21 protein-coding genes and 1 pseudogene are annotated in these 23,451 nt (G+C 74.2%); 17 read left to right on the top strand and 5 right to left on the bottom strand.

Annotated elements, in window-relative coordinates; translation table 11 throughout:
- Positions 1–34: 34 nt before the first annotated feature.
- Positions 35–895 (bottom strand): pyrimidine reductase family protein, encoded by an 861-nt coding sequence (locus tag ACZ7FF_RS20360; RefSeq protein ID WP_470813624.1) that lies wholly within the window; start codon positions 893–895, stop codon positions 35–37.
- A 37-nt stretch (positions 896–932) separates the two neighbouring features.
- Here ACZ7FF_RS20360 and zapE point away from each other — a divergent pair, with 37 nt between their 5' ends.
- From zapE to ACZ7FF_RS20300, 12 genes are all read left to right on the top strand, one after another.
- Positions 933–2,039, top strand: a complete 1,107-nt coding sequence (gene zapE / locus ACZ7FF_RS20355) for a cell division protein ZapE (protein ID WP_470813623.1) — start codon at positions 933–935, stop codon at positions 2,037–2,039.
- Between the two features lie 138 nt (positions 2,040–2,177).
- Positions 2,178–2,756 carry a carbonic anhydrase gene (locus ACZ7FF_RS20350; protein ID WP_470813622.1) on the top strand — a complete coding sequence of 193 codons (579 nt, stop codon included), beginning with the start codon at positions 2,178–2,180 and terminating at the stop codon, positions 2,754–2,756.
- Positions 2,757–2,893: 137 nt separating this feature from the next.
- Positions 2,894–3,847, top strand: coding sequence for a slipin family protein (locus tag ACZ7FF_RS20345; protein WP_470813621.1), 954 nt, complete (start codon positions 2,894–2,896; stop codon positions 3,845–3,847).
- Between the two features lie 388 nt (positions 3,848–4,235).
- Positions 4,236–4,787: a YbhB/YbcL family Raf kinase inhibitor-like protein gene (locus ACZ7FF_RS20340; protein WP_470813620.1), complete on the top strand. Its 552-nt coding sequence runs from the start codon at positions 4,236–4,238 to the stop codon at positions 4,785–4,787.
- A gap of 88 nt (positions 4,788–4,875) precedes the next feature.
- A complete protein-coding gene (locus ACZ7FF_RS20335) occupies positions 4,876–5,730 on the top strand; it encodes a PPK2 family polyphosphate kinase (RefSeq protein ID WP_470813619.1) in 855 nt (284 codons plus the stop codon).
- 28 nt (positions 5,731–5,758) lie between these two features.
- Entirely contained in the window at positions 5,759–7,285 is a 1,527-nt protein-coding gene (locus tag ACZ7FF_RS20330) for an FAD-dependent oxidoreductase (RefSeq protein ID WP_470813618.1), read from the top strand.
- Positions 7,286–7,377: 92 nt separating this feature from the next.
- Positions 7,378–8,232 carry a polysaccharide deacetylase family protein gene (locus ACZ7FF_RS20325; protein ID WP_470813617.1) on the top strand — a complete coding sequence of 285 codons (855 nt, stop codon included), beginning with the start codon at positions 7,378–7,380 and terminating at the stop codon, positions 8,230–8,232.
- A gap of 408 nt (positions 8,233–8,640) precedes the next feature.
- Positions 8,641–9,354, top strand: coding sequence for a peptidyl-tRNA hydrolase (locus tag ACZ7FF_RS20320; protein ID WP_470813616.1), 714 nt, complete (start codon positions 8,641–8,643; stop codon positions 9,352–9,354).
- A gap of 128 nt (positions 9,355–9,482) precedes the next feature.
- Positions 9,483–10,856 (top strand): MbnB/TglH/ChrH family RiPP precursor modification enzyme, encoded by a 1,374-nt coding sequence (locus ACZ7FF_RS20315; RefSeq protein WP_470813615.1) that lies wholly within the window; start codon positions 9,483–9,485, stop codon positions 10,854–10,856.
- A gap of 312 nt (positions 10,857–11,168) precedes the next feature.
- Positions 11,169–11,933 carry a DUF4142 domain-containing protein gene (locus ACZ7FF_RS20310; RefSeq protein WP_470813614.1) on the top strand — a complete coding sequence of 255 codons (765 nt, stop codon included), beginning with the start codon at positions 11,169–11,171 and terminating at the stop codon, positions 11,931–11,933.
- Positions 11,934–12,058: 125 nt separating this feature from the next.
- Positions 12,059–12,838 carry a TIGR04222 domain-containing membrane protein gene (locus tag ACZ7FF_RS20305; RefSeq protein WP_470813613.1) on the top strand — a complete coding sequence of 260 codons (780 nt, stop codon included), beginning with the start codon at positions 12,059–12,061 and terminating at the stop codon, positions 12,836–12,838.
- Between the two features lie 146 nt (positions 12,839–12,984).
- Positions 12,985–14,649, top strand: a complete 1,665-nt coding sequence (locus ACZ7FF_RS20300; RefSeq protein WP_470813612.1) for an alpha/beta hydrolase — start codon at positions 12,985–12,987, stop codon at positions 14,647–14,649.
- A 3-nt stretch (positions 14,650–14,652) separates the two neighbouring features.
- Here ACZ7FF_RS20300 and hemQ read toward each other — a convergent pair whose 3' ends face one another.
- On the bottom strand, positions 14,653–15,384 hold the full coding sequence (gene hemQ, locus ACZ7FF_RS20295) for a hydrogen peroxide-dependent heme synthase (protein WP_470813611.1): 732 nt from the start codon (positions 15,382–15,384) through the stop codon (positions 14,653–14,655).
- A gap of 5 nt (positions 15,385–15,389) precedes the next feature.
- Positions 15,390–16,874, bottom strand: a pseudogene (hemG, locus tag ACZ7FF_RS20290) (protoporphyrinogen oxidase).
- A gap of 156 nt (positions 16,875–17,030) precedes the next feature.
- Here hemG and ACZ7FF_RS20285 point away from each other — a divergent pair.
- Positions 17,031–18,005 (top strand): DUF4349 domain-containing protein, encoded by a 975-nt coding sequence (locus tag ACZ7FF_RS20285; protein WP_470813610.1) that lies wholly within the window; start codon positions 17,031–17,033, stop codon positions 18,003–18,005.
- A 27-nt stretch (positions 18,006–18,032) separates the two neighbouring features.
- Positions 18,033–19,421: an FAD-dependent oxidoreductase gene (locus ACZ7FF_RS20280; RefSeq protein WP_470813609.1), complete on the top strand. Its 1,389-nt coding sequence runs from the start codon at positions 18,033–18,035 to the stop codon at positions 19,419–19,421.
- On the opposite strand, the gene ACZ7FF_RS20275 is transcribed toward ACZ7FF_RS20280, so the two are convergent.
- The gene (locus ACZ7FF_RS20275; RefSeq protein ID WP_470813608.1) at positions 19,418–19,684 is read right to left on the bottom strand and encodes a hypothetical protein; all 267 of its coding nucleotides are present in this window, start codon (positions 19,682–19,684) and stop codon (positions 19,418–19,420) included. The two genes, ACZ7FF_RS20280 and ACZ7FF_RS20275, sit on opposite strands and share 4 nt — an antisense overlap.
- A 92-nt stretch (positions 19,685–19,776) precedes the next feature.
- On the opposite strand from ACZ7FF_RS20275, the gene ACZ7FF_RS20270 reads away from it, so the two are divergent.
- Positions 19,777–20,601, top strand: coding sequence for a rhomboid family intramembrane serine protease (locus ACZ7FF_RS20270; RefSeq protein ID WP_470813607.1), 825 nt, complete (start codon positions 19,777–19,779; stop codon positions 20,599–20,601).
- Position 20,602: 1 nt separating this feature from the next.
- Here the strand turns inward: ACZ7FF_RS20270 and hemE are convergent, their stop codons facing one another.
- The gene (hemE, locus tag ACZ7FF_RS20265) at positions 20,603–21,670 is read right to left on the bottom strand and encodes a uroporphyrinogen decarboxylase (protein WP_470813606.1); all 1,068 of its coding nucleotides are present in this window, start codon (positions 21,668–21,670) and stop codon (positions 20,603–20,605) included.
- Between the two features lie 109 nt (positions 21,671–21,779).
- Here hemE and ACZ7FF_RS20260 point away from each other — a divergent pair, with 109 nt between their 5' ends.
- Positions 21,780–22,457, top strand: a complete 678-nt coding sequence (locus ACZ7FF_RS20260; RefSeq protein WP_470813605.1) for a DUF3000 domain-containing protein — start codon at positions 21,780–21,782, stop codon at positions 22,455–22,457.
- Positions 22,458–22,740: 283 nt separating this feature from the next.
- Positions 22,741–23,400, top strand: a complete 660-nt coding sequence (locus ACZ7FF_RS20255) for a helix-turn-helix transcriptional regulator (RefSeq protein WP_387512466.1) — start codon at positions 22,741–22,743, stop codon at positions 23,398–23,400.
- Positions 23,401–23,451 lie beyond the last annotated feature (51 nt).

Genomic DNA, 23,451 nt, shown 5'->3' with positions numbered 1-23,451 from the left:
CCGAAACAAACCGGAACGGCATATTCCGCCGATTTCAGGAGCGGCGGTAACGACCGAACAGAAATCCGTCGTCCTCCAGCAGGGACACCAGCGCGAACCGGCTCGGGACGGAGACCGACGGGCCCCCGGCGATGCGCTGCGCGTCCCCCGCTGTGAGGGTAGGCGAGACGGTCAGGCACAGCTCGTCCAGCACCTGCGCGGCGATCAGCTGGCCGAGCAGCCGGGGCCCGCCCTCGGTGAGCAGCCGGGTGTGGCCGAGGCCGGCGAGGGCGCGCACCGCGCGCTCCGGGTCCACGCCCATGCCCTCCCCGGCGACGACCACCCGGGCCCCGGCCTTCTCGGCGGCGGCGACACGGTCGGGCGCGGCGGCGGCTCCGGTCAGCACCAGCGTGGGCACCAGGGGCGAGGTGAACAGCGGGAGCGAGAAGTCCAGGTCCAGGCTCGCGGTGACGACCGCGACGGCCGGCGCGGGCCCCTGTCCGGCGGCCGCCCGGGCCTCGGCGAACTCGGCACGCGCGCGGGCGGGCCGGTACCCCTCCTGCCGTACCGTCTCGGCGCCCACGACGACCACGTCCGCGAGGGCCCGCAGGGTGCCGAAGATCCGCATGTCGGCGGCGCTGGAGATGGGCTGGGAGTGCCCCTCGTGCTGGGCGGCCCCGTCGAGGGAGGAGACCATGTTGGCCCGCAGCCAGGTCCGCGGGGCGCCCGCGGTGGGCTCGGGGTAGGCGTAGGCGGCGCCCAGCTCGGCGAGGCTCCATTCGCGGTCGACGGCGGCCGCGCCGCCCGCCCGGCCGTCCTTCCGGGCCCCTCCGGCACCGAGGGCACCACCGGTACCTCCGCTCCCCCCGGAGGCCTGGGCTGCTGTTTCGTCGGTCACAGGGAACAGGCGTCGCATGTCGTGCAGTGTGACACGGCGCTTAGCATGGATAACCGTGTCGTCCTCCACCACCGCCCCCGGATCCGGCCCCCTGACCGAAGCGGGCCCCGTCTCCCTGTGCGCCCGCGAGCCGCGCGTCCCCGCCGACCGGCTCGTCGCCGAGATGGTGCCGCCTCCACGCTTCGACTCGGTCCGCTTCTCGACGTACATACCGGACCCGAACCAGCCCAGCCAGACCGAGGCCGTGCGGGTCCTGGAGGGCTTCGCGGCCGGACTCGGCGGGGCGCACGCCTCCGGCGCCGGCAGGCGCGGCTTCTTCGGGTTCGGCAAGGCCAGGGCGCCCAAGGCCCCGGCGGGCCCCCGCGGGGTGTACCTGGACGGCGGCTACGGCGTCGGCAAGACCCATCTGCTCGCCTCCCTGTGGCACGCCACCCCCGCCGAGCCCTCCCGCAAGGCGTTCGGCACCTTCGTGGAGCTGACCAACCTGGTCGGCGCCCTCGGCTTCCAGCAGACCGTGCAGACCCTGTCCGGGCACAGCCTGCTGTGCATCGACGAGTTCGAGCTGGACGACCCGGGCGACACGGTGCTCGTCTCGACGCTGCTCGGCAAGCTGGTCGAGGCCGGCGTGGCACTCGCCGCCACTTCCAACACGCTGCCCGGCAAGCTGGGCGAGGGCCGGTTCGCCGCGGCCGACTTCCTGCGCGAGATCCAGGGCCTGTCCGCCCACTTCCGCGCCCTGCGCATCGACGGCGAGGACTACCGCCACCGCGGCCTGCCCGAGGCACCGGCGCCGTTCACCGACGAAGAGGTGACGAAGGCGGCGTACGCCACCGAGGGCGCCTCGCTGGACGACTTCCCCCACCTGCTGGACCACCTGGCCAAGGTGCACCCGAGCCGGTACGGCGCGCTGACCGACGGGCTGCGGGCGGTGTGCCTCACCGGCGTGCAGCCGGTTCCGGACCAGTCGACGGCGCTGCGCCTGGTGGTGCTCGCGGACCGGCTCTACGACCGCGAGGTCCCGGTGCTGGCCTCGGGCCTGCCCTTCGACAGGCTGTTCAGCGAGGAGATGCTGAACGGCGGCTACCGCAAGAAGTACTTCCGTGCGATATCCCGGCTCACCGCGCTGGCCCGGGACGCGAAGGGACTCGTCCAGGGCGCCTAGCCGGGGCCGTGCGCCCCGCCTCCCCCACCCCTTCCCGTGCATGCTCGCGGTGTTGACCCCGCGGAGGGCCGCGCGGGGGCTAACCTCTTCCTTGACCAGCCATTGACCATCGCTTGGTCCGGGAGAGGAACCACGCGCATGCAGCCCCTCATCGACAACGCCCGCACCTTCGGACAGCGCCCCGAGGAGTTCGCCGGGCTCGCCGAAGGCCAGTCCCCGCAGGTCCTGTTCATCACCTGCTCCGACTCCCGGGTCGTCCCGGCCCTGATCACGGGCGCCCGACCCGGTGAGCTGTTCGAACTGCGCACCGCGGGCAACATCGTCCCGCCCCACGCCTGCGCGCACCCCACCGGCGAGGCGGCCACCATCGAGTACGCCGTGGAGGTGCTCGGCGTCCGCGACATCGTCGTCTGCGGCCACTCGCACTGCGGCGCCGTCGGCGCGCTGGTGCGCGGCGACGACCTGACCGCCGTACCCGCCGTGCGCGACTGGCTGGCCCACGCGACCCCGCGCCCGTCCGGCGCGGCCGAGGACCCCGAGGTCGCCGAGGGCGTGCAGGCCCATGTACTGACCCAGCTGCTGCGGCTGCGCTCGTACCCGTGCGTCGAACGGCGGCTGGCGCAGGGCCGGCTCGGTCTGCACGCCTGGTACTACGAGGTGCACACCGGTGCCGTACGGGCGCACCGGCCGGAGACCGACACCTTCGAGTCCCTGTGACCGCACGGTGACCGGCCTCCCGGCGGGACGAGCCCGGCTCGGCCGGCCGGGAAGCCCACCCGTCCGGCCCGGTCGGCCGAGAAGTGGCATATCGTTGCATCAACAGACGAAACAGACCTCTGTGCGAGGAGGTCATCATGGTCCAGGAACTGGCGGGGGCGCTCGTCGGAGTGGGCTGCGCCGGAATCGTGTACCTGGGGATGGCGGCCCGGGTGGTCAAGCAGTACGAACGGGGTGTGCTGTTCCGGCTCGGACGGCTCGCCGGTGACGTACGGGCGCCGGGTTTCACGCTGATCATCCCCTTCGTGGACCGGCTGCAGAAGATCAACATGCAGATCGTGACGCTGCCGATCCCCGCCCAGGAGGGCATCACCCGCGACAACGTCACCGTCCGCGTGGACGCGGTCGTCTACTTCCGGGTGGTCGACGCGGCGAGCGCGCTGGTGAAGGTCGAGGACTACCGGTTCGCCGTCTCGCAGATGGCCCAGACCTCGCTGCGGTCGATCATCGGCAAGAGCGACCTGGACGATCTGCTCTCCAACCGCGAGAAGCTGAACCAGGGTCTGGAGCTGATGATCGACAGCCCGGCCGTGGGCTGGGGCATCCAGGTCGACCGGGTCGAGATCAAGGACGTCTCGCTGCCCGACACGATGAAGCGGTCCATGGCCCGCCAGGCCGAGGCGGACCGTGAGCGCCGGGCGCGGATCATCAACGCCGACGCCGAGCTGCAGGCGTCCAAGAAGCTCGCCGAGGCCGCCCAGCAGATGTCCGGCACCCCGGCCGCGCTCCAGCTGCGCCTGCTCCAGACGGTGATGGCGGTGGCGGCCGAGAAGAACTCCACGCTGGTCCTGCCGATCCCGGTGGAACTGCTGCACTTCCTCGAAAGGGGCCAGCAGCAGAACACCCCGAACGCCGACGAGACCGCCGCCGCGCTGCCCGCGGCGGGCCTGCAGCGGAGCGCGCCCGGCGGGGAGCAGCAGAGCCCGCCGAACAGCGGGCCCGGCGCCGCCACGCTCCCCGGAGTGAGCCACAAGGCCGCCGCCCCGAACGGCGCCGGAGCACCCCGCCCGGAGCAGCACACCGAACACTGACGGAGGCCGGCGTTCGGCGGGCCCGCCGAACGCCGGCCGAGGACCACAGCCCACGCCCGGGCCGGGGCTCCCGGGCAGGTCGGCCGAACGCTGACCTCGCCCCCAGAGCCGCACGGCCGATGGTGACCGAGGACCACACCCCCCGGACGGGACGGCGGACCCGCGACCGAGGGCCACAGCATCGGACGAGACGACCGACCCGCGACCGACCACCACACCCCTGGAAGAGGCGGCCGACCCGCGACCGAGGGCCCCCGGACGGGACGGTCGACCCGTGCCCGAGGACCACACCCCCGGACCGGGCGGCCGACGCGTGACCGACGACCGTCTTCTTCTGGGCGGCGTGCCGGGCGGCGACGGAGGGGCGTGGCCGGGCTAGCGTGCGGGCATGCGCAAGACCTCGGCGGCCTTGGTGGCCGCGCTGGCCGCCGTCGCGGGGTGCGGGGACGCGCGGGGCCACGGCGACGGCGCCCCCTCCCCCACCGCGGCCCACCGGATCACGGTGACCAGCCCGGCCTACGCCGACGGCGGGACCGTACCGCGCCGCTACACCTGCGACGGCGAGAACGTCTCGCCGCCGCTCGCCTTCTTGGGCGTGCCCGCGCGCACGGCGTCCCTGGCCCTGCTCCTGCGGGACCTCGACGCCCCGCACGGCACGTTCACGCACTGGCTGGTGTGGGACCTCGGTCCCCGCACCGGCGGTCTGTCCGCCGGGGAGCGTCCGCCGGGGGCGACCGAGGGCCGCAACGACTTCGGGAGGACCGGCTACGGCGGCCCCTGCCCACCGCACGGCGACCGCCCGCACCGCTACGTCCTCACCCTCTACGCCACCGACCGGAGCCCCCGCCTCGGCGCCGGCGCCGGCCCCGCCGGCCTCCTGCGGGCCCTGTCCGGGCACACCCTCGCCACCGGCACCCTGACCGGCCGCTACGGCCGCTGAGGCGCCGGACGCCGCCCCGGTGGAAGCTCCGCCGGCGGGTACCGGATCACCGGACGCACCATCGAAGGATTCCGTGGAAGGGGTGGCCGTGGGCAAGAACGACAAGGAGCTGCGGGAACTGCTGCGTCTCCCGCCGGGCGAGGGCGTCGAGCTGACGGCGCACGACCCGGGGGCCACCCCGGGAGCGCCCGGCGGCAAGAAGGCCGGGCTCGCGGACACCGACCGGATGACCAAGCGGCTGGCCCGGCTCCAGGAACGGCTGTGGGCGGCGGGCACCGCGGGCGACCGGCGGCGGCTGCTGCTGGTGCTCCAGGGCATGGACACCAGCGGCAAGGGCGGCACGGTCAAGCACGTGATCGGCCACTTCAACCCGTCCGGCTGCCGCATCCACTCGTTCAAGGCGCCCACCGAGGAGGAGCTGCGGCACGACTTCCTGTGGCGCGTACGGCGGGCCCTGCCGGAGCCCGGCGAGATCGGCATCTTCGACCGCTCGCACTACGAGGACGTGCTGATCGCCCGCGTCCGGCACCTCGTCCCGGCCTCCACCGTCGGCAGCCGCTACGGCCTGATCGACGACTTCGAGCGCTCCCTCACCGAGGACGGCGTGACCGTGGTCAAGTGCTTCCTGCACATCTCGTACGAGGAGCAGAAGCGCCGTCTGCTGCGCCGTCTCGACCGCCCGGACAAGCACTGGAAGTTCGACCCCGGCGACATCGCCGAGCGCGCCCTGTGGCCCGACTACCAGGAGGCTTACGAGCTGGCCCTGGAGCACTGCTCCACCCCGCAGGCTCCCTGGTACCTGGTCCCGGCCGACCACAGGTGGTACCGGAACTGGGCGGTCAGCCGGCTGCTGCTGGAGCACCTGCGCGAGCTGGACCCGCATTACCCGGCGGGCGACTTCGACGCTGCCCGGGCCAGGGAGCAGTTGCTGAGCCGGCCGTGAGCCGGGCGGCCCGGGGTACCCGGCGGGCATGCGCGAACAGCGGAAGGTCACCGAATCGTACTGGCTGCGGACCGCCCCCCGGCCGCACCACCCGGCCCTCGACGGGGACCTCGACGTCGACGTGGCCGTCGTCGGCGCGGGCATCGCCGGGCTCAGCACCGCCCACGAGCTGACCCGGGCGGGACTGCGGGTGGCGGTGCTGGAGGCCGACCGGGTGGCGGCCGGGGTCACCGGCTGCACCACGGCCAAGCTGACCGCCCAGCACACCCTGGTCTACGACGGGCTGCGGCGCACCCGCGGGCCCGAGGCCGCGCGGCTGTACGCCCGCTCCCAGTCGGAGGCGATCGAGCACGCGGCCCGGCTGGTGGCCCGCCTCGGCATCGACTGCGAGTGGGAGACCCGGGACGCGTACACCTACGTCCGGGACCCCGGCCGCGCCGACGAGGTGCGGGCCGAGGCGCGGGCCGCCCGCGAGGCGGGGCTCGACGCCTCGTTCACGACGGAGACCGGGCTGCCGTTCCCGGTGGCGGGCGCGGTCCGGGTCACCGGGCAGGCGCAGTTCCACCCGGTCAGGTACCTGCTGGCGCTCACCGGCGACCTCCTCGCGCGGGGCGGCCTGGTGTACGAGGGGACACGCGTCGTCGGGCTGCAGGAGGGCGGCGAGCCCTGCCGGCTGACGACCGAGTCGGGCCACACGGTGACCGCCCGGGACGTCGTGGTCGCCACCCACTACCCGATCTTCGACCGGGCCGTGCTGTTCCCCCGGCTGTCCCCGCGGCGCGAACTGGTCGTCGCCGGCCCGCTGAACCGTGGCCCGGACCCCGGGGGCATGTACATCACGCCCGAGGAGAACACCCGCTCGGTGCGCACCGCGCCGTACGGTGACGACGGGCAGCGGCTGCTCGTCGTCACCGGGGAGCACTTCACGCCCGGTACCGGTGATCCGCAGGCCGGGTTCGACGGGCTCGCCGCCTGGGCCGAGCAGCACTTCCCCGGGGTGGCCCTGGACCACGCCTGGGCCACGCAGGACAACGACTCCACCGACACCGTGCCGATGGTCGGCCCGCTGCACCCGGGCGCCCGGCACTCCTACGTGGCCACCGGCTTCGGCGGCTGGGGCCTGAGCGGCGGCATCATGGCCGGGCTGCTGCTGACCGCGCTGATCACCGGCGGGGACTGCGCCTGGCGGGAACTGTACGACCCGCGCCGGCTGAAGTCGGTGGTGCGCGAGGCGCCGTCGCTGCTGAGGACGCAGCTGGAGGTGGCCCGGCACCTGGTCGGCGACCGGCTGCGGAAACCGGCCTCGGTGGAGGACCTCGCGCTCGGCGACGGCGCGCTGGTCCGGTCGGGCGGCGAGCGGCTGGCCGTGCACCGCGACGAGGCGGGCGAACTGCACGCCGTCTCGGCCCGCTGCACCCACCTGGGCTGCCTGGTCGCCTTCAACCGGGCCGAACGGGCCTGGGAGTGCCCCTGTCACGGCTCCCGGTTCGACGTCGACGGCCGGGTGCTCCAGGGTCCGGCGGTGCGTCCGCTGGAGCGGCGGGAGCCCGGGTGAGCGGGGAGGCCCGCCCGCCGCGCGGGTGACCGTACCGCCACGCCGCGAACTATATCGACATATAACCGTGCAATTAGTCCTACGTTCATACGGTGATCCCACTAGCACGCCGAATCGCCGCCGTCTGCGCCCTGGGTGCGGCTCTCGCCGCCTGCGGGACCGCGGGCTCCACGGGCACCAGCCGCCCGGGCCCGGATAGGTCCTCCGTCTCCGCCTCTCCGTCCGCCTCGCGTCCGCCCGTGCTCGCGCCGGGCCCGGGCGGTGTCACCCCGGTCTTCGAACACGGCCCGCGCACCCTGGGCAAGACCGTGGCGTTCACCTTCGACGCCGACATGACCGCCGACGAGGGGCCCCGCGCCGCCTCCGGCGAGCACTTCGACAACCCCGAACTCATCGGCATCCTGCGCACGCTGAAGGTGCCGGCGACCATCTTCATGACCGGCCGGTGGGCCGACCAGTACCCGGTCGAGGCCCGGAGCCTCGGCAGCGACCCGCAGTTCGAGGTCGCCAACCACTCCTACAGCCACTACGCGTTCACCGCCGACTGCTACGGCCTGCCGACGATCCCCGCCGACAAGATGCGCTCGGACGTCGAACGGGCACAGGCCGCCTTCCGCAGGGCGGGCCTGCGCAACACGATGCCGTACTTCCGCTTCCCGGGCGGCTGCTACGACCGCCAGACACTGCGCACGCTCGGCGGGCTCGGGATGACCGCCGTGCAGTGGGACGTGGTGAGCGGCGACGCCTTCGCCACGGACGCCGACGCGGTGGCTCGGCAGGTGCTGGACGGGGTGAAGCCCGGGTCGGTGGTGATCATGCACTGCACCCGCAGCGCCGCCCCGACCACCGAGCGGGTCGTGCGCGCGGTCGTGCCGGAGCTGCGCAAGCGCGGCTACCGCTTCGTGAAGGTCTCCCAGCTGATCGGCGAGACCGGCGGACACCGCTGAGCGTCCTGCGCTGGAAGCATGAGCGACGAGGACGACACGACGTACTGCACGATCGCCGACGCCCGCCGCCCGGCGAAGGCCGAGCGGCGGCCCACGGCGGTCGGGCGCAGGTCACCGTGCACGGGGGCCGTCCTTCGTCGACGAGACGGCCCCGGGCGCCCTCGGAGCGGCCCGCAACCCGGCCGCCACTGGCCCGAAGCCCGCGGCGACCCCGCCCCAGCCCCTCTCCCCGGAGGCGGCGCGGGCCTTCGAGGCGTCGTCGCCGACATCGAGGTACCGCACTCGTTCCGCCCCCGGCCGATCGCCACGGGCCCAGCGTGCCCAGCCGCGTCGCTCCGGTCGTCGACATCGCGTCCGCGGGACCCGCACGTTGAGCGGCGGTCCGGCGGGTTCGTAGGGTGGGTTGCCGTGAGCCATGTTCCAGCCCCCGGTGAGAGTCCCTTCCAGGCCGAGCGCAGCACGCGCGACGAGGCCCCCCAGTTCGTGCTGCCGCTCGTCGTGCGGATCGAGCGGGACGCGCCGCCCGCCCGTACCGACGCGCTGGAGACGGCCGCCCGGGCCGTCCTCGTCCTGCTCGGCGACGACCGGGCGCACGGCGACGGCGAGTGGGCCGACGCCGTGCGGAACTGGGAGGACGCGCGGATCCGCAAGGTCGTCCGGCGGGCCAGGGGCGCCGAGTGGCGGCGCGCGGAGGCGCTGCCCGGGATCACCGTGACCGGCAAGTCCGCGCAGGTGCGGGTCTTCCCGCCGGTCCCGCTGGACGGCTGGCCCAAGGACCTGGCGAAGCTCCAGGTGTCCGGCACGGAGCTGGACGACCCCGAGCCGCCCGTCGAAGCCGACCGCGCCGAGCCCGTGCTGTGGCTGAACCCGGACCTCCGGATGTCGGCCGGCAAGACCATGGCCCAGGCCGGGCACGGCGCGCAGCTGGCCTGGTGGGCGCTGTCCGACGAGGCGCGCACCGTCTGGCGCGACGCCGGCTTCCCCCTCGCCGTCCGCACCGCCGCACCCGCCGAGTGGACCGAACTGACCGAAAGCGACCTGCCGTTGGTCCGCGACGCCGGCTTCACGGAGATCGCCCCGGGCTCCTGCACGATCGTCGCCGACCACCCGGCCCTGCACTGACACCTGCCCCCCGGGCCCGAACCTCAAATGTTGCTCTGAACGGGGCCTGCAGGGGGTTCGGGGTGGGGCGGTGGGGCCATACCCCCGTAGTTCGGCGCGGAAGCAGCGGTCGAGGAGGGGGACGGGACATGCGGCGACTGGGTACGGGGATCGGGTGGCGGCCGGAGATCGCGGACGCCGTGGAGCGCATGCCGGGCGTCGACTGGGTGGAGGTCGTGGCGGAGAACGTCTGCCCCGGCCATCTCCCCGAGTCGCTGCTGCGGTTGCGCGAACGCGGGGTGACCGTGGTGCCGCACGGCGTCTCCCTCGGGCTCGGCGGCGCGGACCGGCCGGACGGGGGACGCCTCGCCGCCCTCGCCGAACGCGCCGAGGCGCTGGGCGCGCCGTTGGTCACCGAGCACATCGCGTTCGTCCGGGCCGGCGGCGCGCTCACCGCCTCGCCGCTCCTGGAGGCGGGCCATCTGCTGCCCGTACCGCGCACCCGGGACGCGCTGGACGTGCTCTGCGAGAACGTGCGGATCGCCCAGGACGCGCTGCCGGTGCCGCTCGCCCTGGAGAACATCGCCGCGCTGTTCTCCTGGCCGGACGAGGAACTCACCGAGGGGCAGTTCCTCGCCGAACTGGTCGAACGCACCGGCGTACGGCTCCTCATCGACGTGGCCAATCTCCACACCAACCGCGTCAACCGCGGCGAGGACCCCGCCGAGGCGCTCGCCGCGCTGCCCCTGGAGGCCCTCGCGTACGTCCATGTCGCGGGCGGCTTCGAACGCGACGGCGTCTGGCACGACAGCCACGCGCACCCCGTGCCGCGGCCGGTGCTGGACATCCTGACCGACCTCGTCTCCCGGGTCACCCCGCCCGGTGTGCTGCTGGAACGCGACGAGAACTTCCCCGAACCGAAGGAAATGGAAGGGGAGTTGGCCGCCATCCGGGAGATCGTGGAGGCCGGCGGCGGCCGTACGGACAGGCGTGGGGGCACGACGGCCGGTGCCACCGGTGCCACGTCCGACGGAGACGGAGAGGCAGACACTGACGCAGACGGAGACGGAAGTGTCGCCGTGCTGACGCGTCCGGCCACCGAGGTCCGCACCCGGCAGCGGCTCGGGGTCGCGCAGGCCGCCCTCCTGTCCTCGCTGGTCGCGGGGACGCCGGTGCCCGAGGGGTTCGACCGGGTGCGCATGGGGGTGCAGGCGCGGGCGCTCGCCTCGAAGCGGGCGGACGTGGTCGCCAAGGTGGCACCCGAGCTGCCGGTGATCCTCGGGGACGGCTACCGGGAGGCGTTCCTGTCGTACGCCCGGGAGCGGCCGATGAGCGACGGCTACCGCCGGGACGCGCTGAACTTCGCGGGCCACCTGCTGCGAGGAACCCGGCCCGTCCCCCCGGACACCCGGCGGGCCCTGCGCGCATGGTGGCTGAACCGCTCGGGCCCCACCCCCCGCTCCCACCGCCCGGCGGTGCGGGCGGCCCAGGTGGCCCGGAGGGTGCTCCTGCGGAAGCCTTGAGGCCACAGCGTCAAAACAAGGGGCGCGCGGGACCGCGAGCACCAGCACGGAGTTACGGCGCCTCGACGGGCGACGGAGCGGCAACCCGCCTCAGGGATCCGGGCAACTCCGCGCCAGGCCACGACGCACCCGTGGCCACCCACGGCACACGGCTCTGAGGCGCCGCGCACACCCCCGCCGGAGCACCCCCGCGGCCGACCGCTGCGCACAGCCCCGAGGCGGCGCCACGGGCCCCAGGTACTCGCAGTAATATGCCAGCCCGGCACCCGCCCCACTCGCACCCCGGCGTGCGGTGCCGTATCAGGAGGCACCATGCGACCGCGACCCCCCATCAAGGGCCGAGGCATGTTCAGCGGCACCGGGTTCATCATCCTGGCCCTCGCGGCGACGGCCACCGCTCTGCTCTACCCGCTGTGGTCCTACGCCGACCGGCCGCAGCCGGTCGGCGCGGACGTGCTGAGCGCGACGACCGTGACCACCCCGTACGGCCCGCTGTCCGCGCAGGACAGGGACTTCGTCACCAAGGTACGGCTGGCCGGCCTGTGGGGGGCGGCCGCCGGCGAGATGGCGGAGCGCAAGGGCACCACGGCCGCCGTCCGCACCGCGGGCCGGCACCTCGTCGACGGGCACACCTCCCTCGACGCGCATGTGCGGACCGTCGCCACCCAGCTCGGCCTCCCGCTGCCGAACCAGCCGAACGCGCAGCAGAAGCAGTGGCTCGCCACGCTGACGGCGGCCCAGGGCCAGGACTTCGACCGCCAGTTCGCGCAGCTCCTGCGGCTCGCCCACGGACGGGTGTTCGCGCTGGCCGGCCAGGTCCGCGCCGGCACCCAGAACTCCCTGGTCCGCGATCTCGCCGACGACGCCGACGCGACCGTGCTGGACCACATCAAGGCCCTGGAGGCCACGGGGTACGTCGACTTCGGCGCGCTGGCCCGGGATCTCGCCGCCTCCCCGTCACCGGTGGCGACCCCGCCGGAGTCCGACCCGGGTGCGGCCGTCGCGGTCACGCCGTCGCCGGGCGAGACGTACTCCCTGCCGCCCGCGGCCTCCAGCCCGCCGCCGGACGGTCCCTGACACCCCGGCGGGCACTCCGCCGCACCCACCTGCAGGTGAAACGGAACGTCACATCCCGGCGACACTCCGTCCGTATGATGAACAGGGCATGGCGCCCGCCCAGGCCCCTGGCATAGAAAAACGTCATGTTCTGGGTCCTTCTCCTGCTCCTGGCCTGGGCGTTCGCCGGTACGGCGTGCACCCGGCTGTGTCTGGCCGCCGTCCGCGCGGCGGCCGCCGACAGCGGTGTCGTCGCCCCGGGCGGGGGCCGCGATCTGACGCTGTACGAGGCGGCGTTCCTCTCCGGCGGCCCCGCCCGGGTCGCCGACGTCACCCTGATCTCCATGGCCAGGCAGCGGCGGCTGCTGCTCGCGCACACCGGCTGGGCCACGGTCGTGGACCCGCGGGGGCGGGACGACATGGAGCGGTCGGTCATAGGGGCGATCGGGCCCGAGGGGCAGTCGCGGATAGCGCCGGTGCGGGCGCGGGCGGCGGGGGCCGAGGCCGTGCGCCGGCTGGCCGACGGACTGGTGCGGGCGGGGCTCGCGGTGCCGGACGGCTCGGGGTCCACGGTGGGGGCCGCCGTCCGCCGGGTGCGGGCCGCCGCGCTCGCCGTGGCGGCGCTCGGGGTGACCGCGCTGCTGCTGCCCGTCCAGACCGGGACGCCGCGCGTGCTGATCGGGGCGTGGTTCGCGCTCCCGCTCGCGCTGTCGCTGAGCTGCCTGGTCATCACCCGGTTCGAGGTGCACCCGTACTCGCGCTGGGCCTCCCCGGCCGGGCAGCGGCTGCTGGGCGCGCTGGTGCGCCGGCCGGCCGGTGACGAGCGGTCGTTCCTCACCTCGGTGGCCGTGCGGGGCATCCGCGCGATCGGCGAGCCGCAGCTGCGGGCCGCCTTCACCCACCGCGACCAGCCGTGGCGGGAGTAGCGGCGGCGCGGGGGGCGCATCGGGGGCATTGAGCCGACACCGGGCGGACGGTGCTTGCCTTCACCGAGGGCCGAACGAAATATCCCTTTTGTTGTCGCCGGGCCGTGGCAGTCGTGCCATCGCCGCCGTGACCGAAGGGATGAGCGATGAGAGCTGCCGCGCTGGCCTCGGCCGCCGGGTCCTTGCTGCTGACCACCCTGGCCGCCGCCCCGGCGGGCGGCACGACCGGCGCGCCCGTCGCGCACGCCGTGCCGGGCGTGGCCGAGCTGCGCGGCACCGCGGTGGCCGCCGCCCGCGCCCGGGCGGCCGGGCCGCACTTCGGCAGGTGTGCCGCCGCCGACGTGCCGCACGCCCCGGCGGGCCTGGAGTGCGGCACCGTGACCGTCCCGCTGGACTACGCGCACCCCGACGGCGGGCAGATCAGGCTCACCGTCAGCCGCGCCGCGGCCACGCACAAGGACCCGCACAACAGCAAGCGGAGGGTCCCCCGGCTGGGCGCCCTGGTCTACGACCCGGGCGGCCCGGGCGCCTCCGGCATGTACTTCCCGCTGGTCGGCACGTTTCCCGAGTGGCAGCGGATCGCTTCCGCCTACGACCTGGTCGGCTACGCCCCGCGCGGGGTGGGCCGCTCGGCGCCGCTGTCCTGCGTGGACCCGAAACGGTTCGGCAGGACGCCCACCCAGTCACCGCCGCACCCCTCGGAGTCGTACAAGCGGGAGCGCATCGCCCGGGCGAAGGCCTACGCGCACGGCTGCGCCCAGCGCTCGGGCGGCGGGCTGCGCTTCTACAACTCCCTGAACAACGCCCGTGACCTGGACGTCCTGCGGGCCGCGCTGGGCGAGGACCGGCTGACGTTCATGGGCGCGTCGTACGGCACCTACTTCGGCGCGGTGTACGCGGCGATGTTCCCCTCGCACGTGCGGCGGATGGTGCTGGACTCGCCGGTGGACCCGGACCCGGCGAAGATCTGGTACCGCAGCAACCTGGACCAGTCGGCCGCGTTCGAGGAGCGCTGGGCGGACTTCCGCGACTGGATCGCCCGGCACGACGACGTGTACCGGCTCGGTGACACCCCGCAGAAGGTGCAGCGCAGCTACGACACCGCCCGGGACCGGCTGACCGCGAAGGCGGCGGACGGCAAGGTGGGGTCGGGCCAGCTGCAGAACGCGTTCCTGATGGCCGGGTACTACGACGACTTCTGGCCGAGCCGGGCCGCCGCCCTCTCCGCCTATCTGCACGGCGACCCCGGGCCGCTGGTCCGGCTGGCGGCGCCGGGGGCCGGGACGGCCACCGAGGCGGAGAACGGCAGCGCGGTGTACACGGCCGTGGAGTGCAACGACGCGCCCTGGCCCACGGACTGGAAGGTATGGGACCGGGACAACACCCGGCTGGCCCGGCAGGCGCCCTTCGAGACCTGGGACAACGCGTGGATGAACCTGCCGTGCGCCTACTGGCCGGCGCCCCGGCAGCAGCCGCCGGACCTGCGGACCGGGCCGGGCGAGCTGGCGCCGGTGCTGATCCTGGCGGCCGAACGGGACGCGGCGGCGCCGTACGCGGGCGCGCTGGAGATGAACCGGCGGCTGGCCGGCTCGGTGCTGGTGACCGAGCGGGACGCGGGCACGCACGGCATCGGGGGCGGCCCCAACAAGTGCGTCAACGGCTACCTCGACGGCTATCTGCTGGAGGGCCGCCTCCCGGCACGGCACACGTCCTGCGCGGCGCACCCGGAGCCGAAGCCCGACGCCCCGGCCGGCCGCACCCGTGGGCAGTCCGCGCGGGACGCCCTGAAGGGCAAGGCCGACCGGCGGTGACGGTCAGGCGAGGCCCGCGACCAGGTCGGCGACGTCCTTGCGGCGGCCCGTGTAGAACGGGATCTCCTCGCGGACGTGCCTGCGGGCCTCGGAGCCGCGCAGGTGGCGCATGAGGTCGACGATGCGGTGCAGCTCGTCGGCCTCGAAGGCCAGCACCCACTCGTAGTCGCCGAGGGAGAACGAGGCGACCGTGTTGGCGCGCACGTCCGGGTAGCCGCGGGCCATCTTGCCGTGGTCGGCGAGCATGCGGCGGCGGTCCTCGTCGGCCAGCAGGTACCACTCGTAGGAGCGCACGAAGGGGTAGACGCTCACGTAGTTGCGGGGCGTCTCGTCGGCGAGGAACGCCGGGATGTGCGAACGGTTGAACTCGGCCGGGCGGTGCAGCGCCATGTTCGACCACACCGGCTCCAGCGCGCGGCCGAGCCTGGTGCGGCGGAAGAGGTTGTACGCCTCCTGGAGCTGGTCGGCGGTCTCCGCGTGCCACCAGATCATGAGGTCGGCGTCGGCGCGCAGGCCGGACACGTCGTACGTGCCGCGGATCGTCACGTCCTTGGCGGCGAGCTGGTCGAACAGCTCCTGGACCTCGTCGGCGTAGCCCGCGCGGTCCTCCGGCAGCACGTCCTTCAGCTTGAAGACCGACCAGAGGGTGTAGCGGATGACCTCGTTGAGGTCCTTGGCCAGCTTGCCCTTGTTCGGGATCCTGCCGGGCTCGGTGGTGGGGGCGTCGTCACTCATAATCCCTATTCTCCCGCTCCTCCGTGCAGAGTCTGCACCGGGTTGGCCGTCGGCTGCGCCACTGTGCTCGCGTCTTAGCCGAGCTGGTCCACGGCCGCGTGGGCGCTCGCGATGCAGGCCGGGATGCCCACCCCGTCGTACTGGGCGCCGCACACCGCGAGGCCCGGCAGCTTGGCGACGTGCTCGCGGACGCGGGCCACGCGCGCGTGGTGCCCGACCGGGTACTGGGGCAGGCCGTCGGTCCAGCGGGTCACCCGGGTGCGCAGCGGTACGGCGTCCAGGCCGGTGGCCTCGCGCAGGTCGTGCCGGGAGACCTCGACCAGGTCGGCGTCCTCACGGCCGAGCACCTCGGTCTCACCGTACCGGCCGACGGAGGTGCGCAGGACGGCCACCCCGGGGTCCTCCTCGGCGATCCAGCCCCACTTCTGGGAGGCGAAGGTCGAGGCCTTGATGGTGCGCCCGTCGACGGGCGGCACGAGGAAGCCGCTGCCCTGCGGCAGGTCCAGGTCGGAGCGCCGGTAGGCGAGGGTGATCAGGGCCATCGAGGCGTACTCGACGGCGGCCAGCTCGGCCGCGGCGGCCGGGGCCTCGGCGCGCAGCAGTCCGGCGGCCGGGCCCGCGGGGACGGCGAGGACGACGGCGTCCGCGTGCAGCACGCGGTCACCGGCGACCACGCGCCAGGCCCCGCCGGTGCCCCCGGGGGTGTCCGCGTCACCCGTGCCGACGCGGCGCAGCTCCCGCGCCGGCGTGCCGGTCAGGATCTCCGCGCCGCGCGCGCGTACCGACTCGGCGACCGCGAGCGGGAGGCTGCCCACACCACCCGCGACACCCATGAACACGGGCCCGGTCCCCGCGCCCGCGGCGGCCTTCGCCTGGATGTCGCGGACGGCCTCGGTGAGGGAGGCGTGGGTGCGGGCCGCCTGGTAGAGCTGGGGGACGGCCGAGCGCATCGAGATGCGGTACGCGTCGCCCGCGTACACCCCGCCGAGCAGGGGCTCGACCAGCCGGTCGACGACCTCGCGGCCGAGCCGGGCCGCCACGTACTCCCCCACGGCCACGTCGTCGCCGACCTCGGTGGGGGGCAGGTCGGCGTCGCGCTCGATGCGGGCCAGGCCCTCGTCGGAGAGCACGCCGGACAGCGCGGCCGCGGTGCCGGGCACGCCCATCACATGGCCCTTGGGCATGGGGCGCAGGGTGCCGCGGGTCCAGATCGAGGCGGAGGCGGTGGCCGGCGCCTGCAGGCGGCCCGCGAGGCCGACCTCACGGGCGAGGGCCACGGCCTCGGGGCGGCGGGCGAGCATCGACTCGGCGCCCAGGTCGACCCGGACGCCCGCGATCTCGCCGGGCAGCAGCTTGCCGCCGACCCGGCCGGAGGCCTCCAGCACGGTCACCCGCGCGCCGCGCGCCAGCAGCCGGTGGGCGGCGGCGAGACCGGCGATACCGGCTCCGATGACGACGACGTGCCCCGTGCTCGTACCCGTTGCGCTCATGTCCCCACTCTCTCAGAGGCCACGGACACTCCCGCCGGGACCCGGTGTCCTGGCCGAGCCCGGACCGTGACCGCTTCGGGACCGGCACGCGCGAACGTCGCCGCCCGGCCCGGCGTCGCAGGAGCGACACAGGTCACCGATCCGGGGGTACCGCCCATGCGCACACCACGTACCGCACGGTCCGCACACTCAGCACGCCCCGGCCGGGCGCTCGCCGGGGTCCTGATCGCCGCCTCCCTGGCGCTCGCCGGATGCGGCGGCGCGGGCGATGCGGACGGCGGCGCGAAGTCCGCCGCGGACGGCAAGGCGCCGCGGGCCGCGGCCGGCGGCGAGGCGGCCGGCACCGGGTCCGCCCACCGGGCGCCCGCTCTCCCTTCGAACGCGATCATCCGCACCGCGTCCCTCACGGTCGAGGTCAAGGACGTGCCCAGGGCCCTGGAGGAGGCGCGGACCGCCGCCGAGGCCGCGGGCGGGTACGTCGGTCAGGAGTCCACGAGCCGGGACGGCGACGGCCACGAGCGCACCCGGGTGGTGCTGCGCGTGCCCACGGCGAGGTACGACGGGGTCCTCGCGGACCTCCAGGGCACGGGCAGGCTGGTCGACCGCACGGCCAAGGCGGTGGACGTCACCGACCAGGTGGTGGACGTCGCGAGCCGGGTCAAGTCGCAGCGGGCCAGCGTGGACCGGATCCGCGTGCTGATGAACCGGGCCACGAAGCTGAGCGATGTCGTCGCCCTGGAGGGCGAGTTGAGCAGCCGCCAGGCCGACCTGGAGGCGCTGCTGGCCCGGCAGGCGTCCCTGAAGGACCGCGCCGACCTGGCCACGATCACGCTGTCGCTGTCCGAGAGGCCCACCCGGGCGGCGGCCGCCGGCGGCCCGCCCGGCTTCGTGGACGCGCTGGCGGGCGGCTGGCACGCGTTCGCCGCGATGCTGCGCTGGATCGCCCTCGCGCTCGGCGCGGTCCTGCCGTTCGCGGCGCTCGCGGGACTGCTCGCGCTGCTGTGGGCCCGGGTCGTGCGGCCCCGCCTGCCGCGCCGGAGGGAGCCCGCGCCCGCGACGACGCCGCTCGGCCCGCTGCCGTCGGCGCGCCCCGCGCCGGAGGCGTCGCCGGGCGAGCCCGGCCGGGACTGAACCGGCCGCGCCCTCTAGCGTGTTCACATGACGATGAGCGGTGGCCGGGAACGGCTGGTGGTGATCGGCGGCGACGCCGCGGGCATGTCGGCGGCGTCGCAGGCACGCCGGCTGAAGGGGCCCGAGGAGCTGGAGATCGTGGCCTTCGAGCGGGGCCACTTCACGTCCTTCTCGGCGTGCGGCATCCCGTACTGGGTGGGCGGCGACGTCCCCGAGCGGGACGACCTGATCGCCCGCACGCCGCAGGAGCACCGCGCGCGGGGCATCGATCTGCGGCTGCGCACCGAGGTCACGGAGATCGACGTGGACCGCCGGCGGGTACGCGCGCGTGACGTCGATTCCGGGGCCGAGTCCTGGACGCCGTACGACGGGCTCGTGATCGCCACCGGCGCCCGGCCGGTCCGCCCGGACATGCCGGGCGCGGACGCCCCCGGGGTGCACGGGGTGCAGACCCTGGACGACGGGCAGACGCTGCTCGACACCCTGGAGCGCACGCGGGGCCGCCGCGCGGTGGTCGTGGGGGCCGGCTACATCGGCGTGGAGATGGCCGAGGCGCTGATCAACCGCGGTTTCGAGGTGACGGTCGTCAACCGGGGCAGGGAGCCCATGTCGACGCTCGATCCGGACATGGGCCGCCTGGTGCACCGGGCCATGGAGGGGCTCGGCATCACCATGGTGAACGACTCCGAGGTCACCAAGATCCTCACCGGGGAGGACGGCCGGGTCCGCGCGGTGGTCACGGAGGAGGCCGAGTACCCCGCGGACGTGGTGGTCCTCGGCATCGGGGTCCGGCCGGAGACCGCGCTCGCCCGCGCGGCCGGCCTCCCGCTGGGCGCCCACGGCGGTCTGCTCACCGACCTCGCGATGCGGGTGCGCGGCCACGAGGGCGTCTGGGCGGGCGGCGACTGCGTGGAGGTGCTGAACCTGGTCTCCGGCCAGGAGCAGTACGTTCCGCTCGGCACCCACGCCAACAAGCACGGCCAGGTCATCGGCACCAACGCCGGGGGCGGTTACGCCACCTTCCCGGGCGTGGTCGGCACCGCGGTCAGCAAGGTCTGCGACCTGGAGATCGCCCGCACCGGCCTGCGCGAGAAGGACGCCCTGCGGGTGGGCCTGCGCTACGAGACCGTCACCATCGAGTCCACGAGCCGCGCCGGCTACTACCCCGGCGCCTCCCCGATGACGGTCAAGATGCTCGCCGAGCGCCGCACGGGCCGGCTGCTGGGGGTGCAGATCGTCGGGCGAGAAGGCGCGGCGAAGCGGGTCGACATCGCCGCGGTGGCGCTGACCGCGCGGCTGACGGTGGAGCAGATGACGGCCCTGGACCTGGGCTACGCGCCGCCCTTCTCGCCGGTGTGGGACCCCGTGCTGGTGGCGGCCAGGAAGGCGGTGGCGAAGGTGGGTCAATACGGCTAGGCCGTGCCGCTGATCCGCGGCAGGGCGGACACGGCCGCGGGCTGCTCGCCCGCGGGCTTGGCGTGGGAGGCGGCCGGCCGGGCCGAGCGCAGCCGGTGGCTCACCGCCTCGTCGAGGGTCACGGGGCGCTGCATCTGGGAGGCGAGCCGTCCGGCCTCCTGGCCGAGCCGCGCGACGTCCTCCCAGGGGAGCCGCACGACCAGGGATATCTCGGCCTCGCCGTCGGGCAGGGCGTGCATCGGGGGAGCCACTCGCTCGTTCATCGCCTGATCCTCACGTCGGTTGAACACACATACGCACACCTGCCCGGCCGTGTTCACCGATTCGCGCGGGCCGTCGCGGGCAGTACTTCTGTGTGGTCATCCCCGTCCATGACGTGAACCCGGTGCGCCGCACCCCCTGGGTGACGTACGCCCTCATCGCCGCCAACGTCCTCGTGTTCCTGTCCATGCCGGGCATAGCCGGTTCCGTGGCCGGCGGCAGCGACCTGGCACAGCTGTGCCATCTGCAGGCCTTCATGGACCAGTACGCGGCGGTCCCGCGGGAACTGATCCACCATCAGCTGCCGCAGCTGGTGCCGACGGGCCAGGTGGGGGTGGACCCGCACGGTCCGGGCTGTGTCGTGGGGCCGCCCCGCTACCGGAAGTCGGCTCCGCTGTCGGTCCTCACGGCGATGTTCCTGCACGGCAGCTGGCTGCACCTGCTGGGCAACATGCTCTTCCTGCTGATCTTCGGCAACAACGTCGAGGACCGGATGGGCCACATCCGCTTCCTCGTCTTCTACGTCGTCTGCGGCTACGCGGCCGGCTACGGCTTCGCGCTGCTCAACGCCACGTCGAGCGAGCCGCTGATCGGCGCGTCGGGGGCGATCGCCGGTGTCCTCGGTGCCTACATCGTGCTGTGGCCAAGAGCGAGGGTCTGGGTCCTCGTCCCGTTCCTGATCTTCCTGCCGCTGCGACTGCCGGCCTGGCTGGTGCTGGGCTTCTGGTTCGTGCTGCAGGCGGTGTACTCGTCCGGGCGCGGTGTCTCCGGCGCAGGCTCGGTGGCGTACGCGGCACACGTGGTGGGCTTCGTGGCCGGCATGCTGCTCGCCTGGCCGCTCAAGCCCGGCACGCCTCCCCCGCCGGAGCCGCAGGGCCTGCTGTTCGGCAGGCGGGCGCGGCCCCGCTACACGTGGTGAGTCAGCGCGCGGTGGCGGTGTGGACGTACTCGGTGAGCCGGGTCAGGGCGTCCGGGTCGGTGCTCGGCATGACCCCGTGGCCGAGGTTGAAGATGTGCCCCTCCAGGCCCGCGGCGGCGTCGAGCACCTCCTGGGCCTTGGCCTCGACGGTGTCCTTGCCGGTGAACAGGACCGTGGGGTCGAGGTTGCCCTGGAGCGCCTTGCCGGGACCGACGCGGCGCCGGGCCTCGTCCAGCGGGACGCGCCAGTCGACGCCGACGACGTCCGCGCCTGCCTCGCCCATGAGCCCCAGCAGCTCGCCGGTGCCGACGCCGAAGTGGATGCGCGGGACGCCGTAGCCCGCGACCGCGTCGAAGACCTTCGCCGAGGCGGGCATGACCGAGTTCCGGTAGTCGGCGGGGGCGAGGGCGCCGGCCCAGGAGTCGAAGAGCTGGACGGCGGAGGCACCGGCCTCGATCTGGACCTCCAGGAAGGCGGCCGTGATGTCGGCGAGGCGGTCGAGCAGGTCGGCCCACAGCGCGGGGTCGCCGTACATCATCGCCTTGGCGTTCTCGTACGTGCGCGAGGGGCCGCCCTCGACGAGGTAGCTCGCGAGGGTGAAAGGCGCGCCCGCGAAACCGATCAGCGGGGTGGCGCCCAGCTCGCGGGTGAGCAGGCCGATCGCCTCGGTGACGTAGGAGACGTCCTCGGGGGTGAGGTCGCGCAGCCGGGCCAGGTCCTCGCGGGTGCGGATCGGCTGCTCGACGACCGGGCCGACGCCGGGCTTGATGTCGAGGTCGAGCCCGATGGCCTTGAGCGGTACGACGATGTCGCTGAAGTAGATCGCCGCGTCCACGTCGTGGCGGCGCACCGGCTGCAGGGTGATCTCGGTGACCAGCTCGGGCCGCATGCAGGACTCGAGCATCGGGACACCGTCGCGCACCTTGCGGTACTCGGGCAGGGAGCGGCCGGCCTGGCGCATGAACCACACGGGGGTGTGCGGCACGGGTTCACGCCTGCACGCCTTCAGGAAGGCGCTGTCGTACGTCGCGGTCGGCTGCTTGCCCGGCAGGGCGTCGTTGGCGGTCACGGGCCAAGTCTCGCACGTCACCGGGGCCCGAAGGCGCCCAGGCGGCGGCAGCGAACGGCGCGGGGTGTCTTGCCTGCACAAGGCCCCGCTTCCCCTTACTCTTCCCCGCATGGCTGCGGCTCACGGACGAATGTCGGACAGCGCTGATGGAATGGACGACGTGAAGGACAGCGACGAAGCGGACCGGCACTCCAGTACCTCGGGCCCGCCGGCTTTCCGGGCCGCGGTGGACGCCCTGCGCGGCAGCCGGCTTCGGCCGCAGATCGAGGTGGAGCCGACACCGGCGCCGCAGCGGCTCGCCCCGCACGCGTACGCGCTGGAGGCCGTGGTGGTCGACGGTGAGCAGGAGCTGGCCGACGGCCGGCTGGTGCTGCTGCACGACCCGGCCGGGCACGACGCCTGGCGGGGCACGTTCCGGCTGGTGACGCTGGTGCGCGCGGAGCTGGAGGCGGAGATGGCGGCCGATCCGCTGCTGCCGGAGGTGTGCTGGTCGTGGCTGACCGGGGCGCTGCAGGCACGCGGGCTCGGCTACGGGGAGCCGAGCGGCACGATCACGCGCGCGAGTTCGCACTACTTCGGCGGGCTGTCCGAGCGGCCGCCCGCCTCGCAGATCGAGATCCGGGCCTCCTGGACGCCCCGCGAGGGCCTCGGCGGGGTGCCGGACACGGGGGCCCACCTGGCCTCCTGGTGCGACCTGCTGGCCCAGGTCGGGGGACTGCCGCCGGCCGGTCCCGGCGACGCCTCGGTGGTGACGCTGCCGCAGCGGCGAGGTCCGCAGTCCCGGTGATGTGAGGGCCGGGCTCCGGCGGCTCGGCCCTCCAGGGCGGCCTGTTGACCATCTCTTTGTCGATACGGCCACATTGCGCACTCGAATCGCATCCGCTTGAACCGATTCGATCTTCGGATGATCGATCGCGTGTCCGAATTGCACAGATTGTTACTCACTAGATCGTGATCATTCTCTAAAGGCGGACGAGTTTGCTGCCGAAGACGACTGTGACCTTCAAAGCACGGTTCGTCCCGGCTTCATCCCCACAAGCCGGCCCCGTCCCCCCACCCCAGGAGGCCTGGTGTCCGTTCTCCTTGAGCAACCCGCAAGCCTGGTCGCCTACCGCCCGAACAAGCCGACCGCCATGGTGGTCGTGGCCGACCCGCGCGTGCGCTCGACCGTCACCCGCCACCTGTGGGCGCTCGGCGTGCGCGACGTCATCGAGGCCTCGTCCATCGCGGAGGCTCGTCCCCGCATCGGCAACCCCCGCGACATCTGCGTCGCCGACGTCCACCTGCCCGACGGCTCCGGCCTGACCCTGCTGTCCGAGACCCGCGCCGCCGGCTGGCCCAACGGTCTCGCCCTGTCCGCCGCCGACGACATCGGCGCGGTCCGCAACGCCCTGGCCGGCGGGGTCAAGGGCTACGTCGTCACCGGCACCCGCACCAACATCGGGCTCCCCACCCGACCGGGCGCCACTCCCCTCGGTGCCGCCGCCCGGATGCACCGCCGCCCCCCGGGTGCCCCGAGCCACCCGGGTGGCTACCGCGAGCTGTCCGGACGCGAGGTCGAGGTGCTCCGGCTGGTCGCGGAGGGCCAGTCGAACAAGGCGATCGGCGTCTCGATGGGCCTGTCCGCCCTGACCGTGAAGAGCCACCTCGCCCGGATCGCCCGCAAGCTGGGCACCGGCGACCGGGCCGGCATGGTGGCCGTGGCCCTGCGTACCGGAATCATCCACTGACCCCCTCCCCGCCCCTCTTCGAAGCCCCTCCCGAGCCTCTTCCGGTGCCCC

It is taken from the genome of Streptomyces sp. NPDC037126 (assembly GCF_055605965.1).
Note: the sequence above shows the minus strand (reverse complement) of the source record. Positions and strands in the feature narration are given on the sequence as shown.

Excerpts from the sequence above, each read along its gene's own strand:
- ACZ7FF_RS20360 (WP_470813624.1), bottom strand. The coding sequence starts at position 895 with ATGCGACGCCTGTTCCCTGTGACCGACGAAACAGCAGCCCAGGCCTCC.
- ACZ7FF_RS20350 (WP_470813622.1), top strand. The coding sequence starts at position 2,178 with ATGCAGCCCCTCATCGACAACGCCCGCACCTTCGGACAGCGCCCCGAG.
- ACZ7FF_RS20345 (WP_470813621.1), top strand. The coding sequence starts at position 2,894 with ATGGTCCAGGAACTGGCGGGGGCGCTCGTCGGAGTGGGCTGCGCCGGA.
- ACZ7FF_RS20340 (WP_470813620.1), top strand. The coding sequence starts at position 4,236 with ATGCGCAAGACCTCGGCGGCCTTGGTGGCCGCGCTGGCCGCCGTCGCG.
- ACZ7FF_RS20330 (WP_470813618.1), top strand. The coding sequence starts at position 5,759 with ATGCGCGAACAGCGGAAGGTCACCGAATCGTACTGGCTGCGGACCGCC.
- ACZ7FF_RS20315 (WP_470813615.1), top strand. The coding sequence starts at position 9,483 with ATGCGGCGACTGGGTACGGGGATCGGGTGGCGGCCGGAGATCGCGGAC.
- ACZ7FF_RS20310 (WP_470813614.1), top strand. The coding sequence starts at position 11,169 with ATGCGACCGCGACCCCCCATCAAGGGCCGAGGCATGTTCAGCGGCACC.
- ACZ7FF_RS20305 (WP_470813613.1), top strand. The coding sequence starts at position 12,059 with ATGTTCTGGGTCCTTCTCCTGCTCCTGGCCTGGGCGTTCGCCGGTACG.
- ACZ7FF_RS20300 (WP_470813612.1), top strand. The coding sequence starts at position 12,985 with ATGAGAGCTGCCGCGCTGGCCTCGGCCGCCGGGTCCTTGCTGCTGACC.
- hemQ (WP_470813611.1), bottom strand. The coding sequence starts at position 15,384 with ATGAGTGACGACGCCCCCACCACCGAGCCCGGCAGGATCCCGAACAAG.
- ACZ7FF_RS20285 (WP_470813610.1), top strand. The coding sequence starts at position 17,031 with ATGCGCACACCACGTACCGCACGGTCCGCACACTCAGCACGCCCCGGC.
- ACZ7FF_RS20280 (WP_470813609.1), top strand. The coding sequence starts at position 18,033 with ATGACGATGAGCGGTGGCCGGGAACGGCTGGTGGTGATCGGCGGCGAC.
- ACZ7FF_RS20275 (WP_470813608.1), bottom strand. The coding sequence starts at position 19,684 with ATGAACGAGCGAGTGGCTCCCCCGATGCACGCCCTGCCCGACGGCGAG.
- ACZ7FF_RS20260 (WP_470813605.1), top strand. The coding sequence starts at position 21,780 with ATGGCTGCGGCTCACGGACGAATGTCGGACAGCGCTGATGGAATGGAC.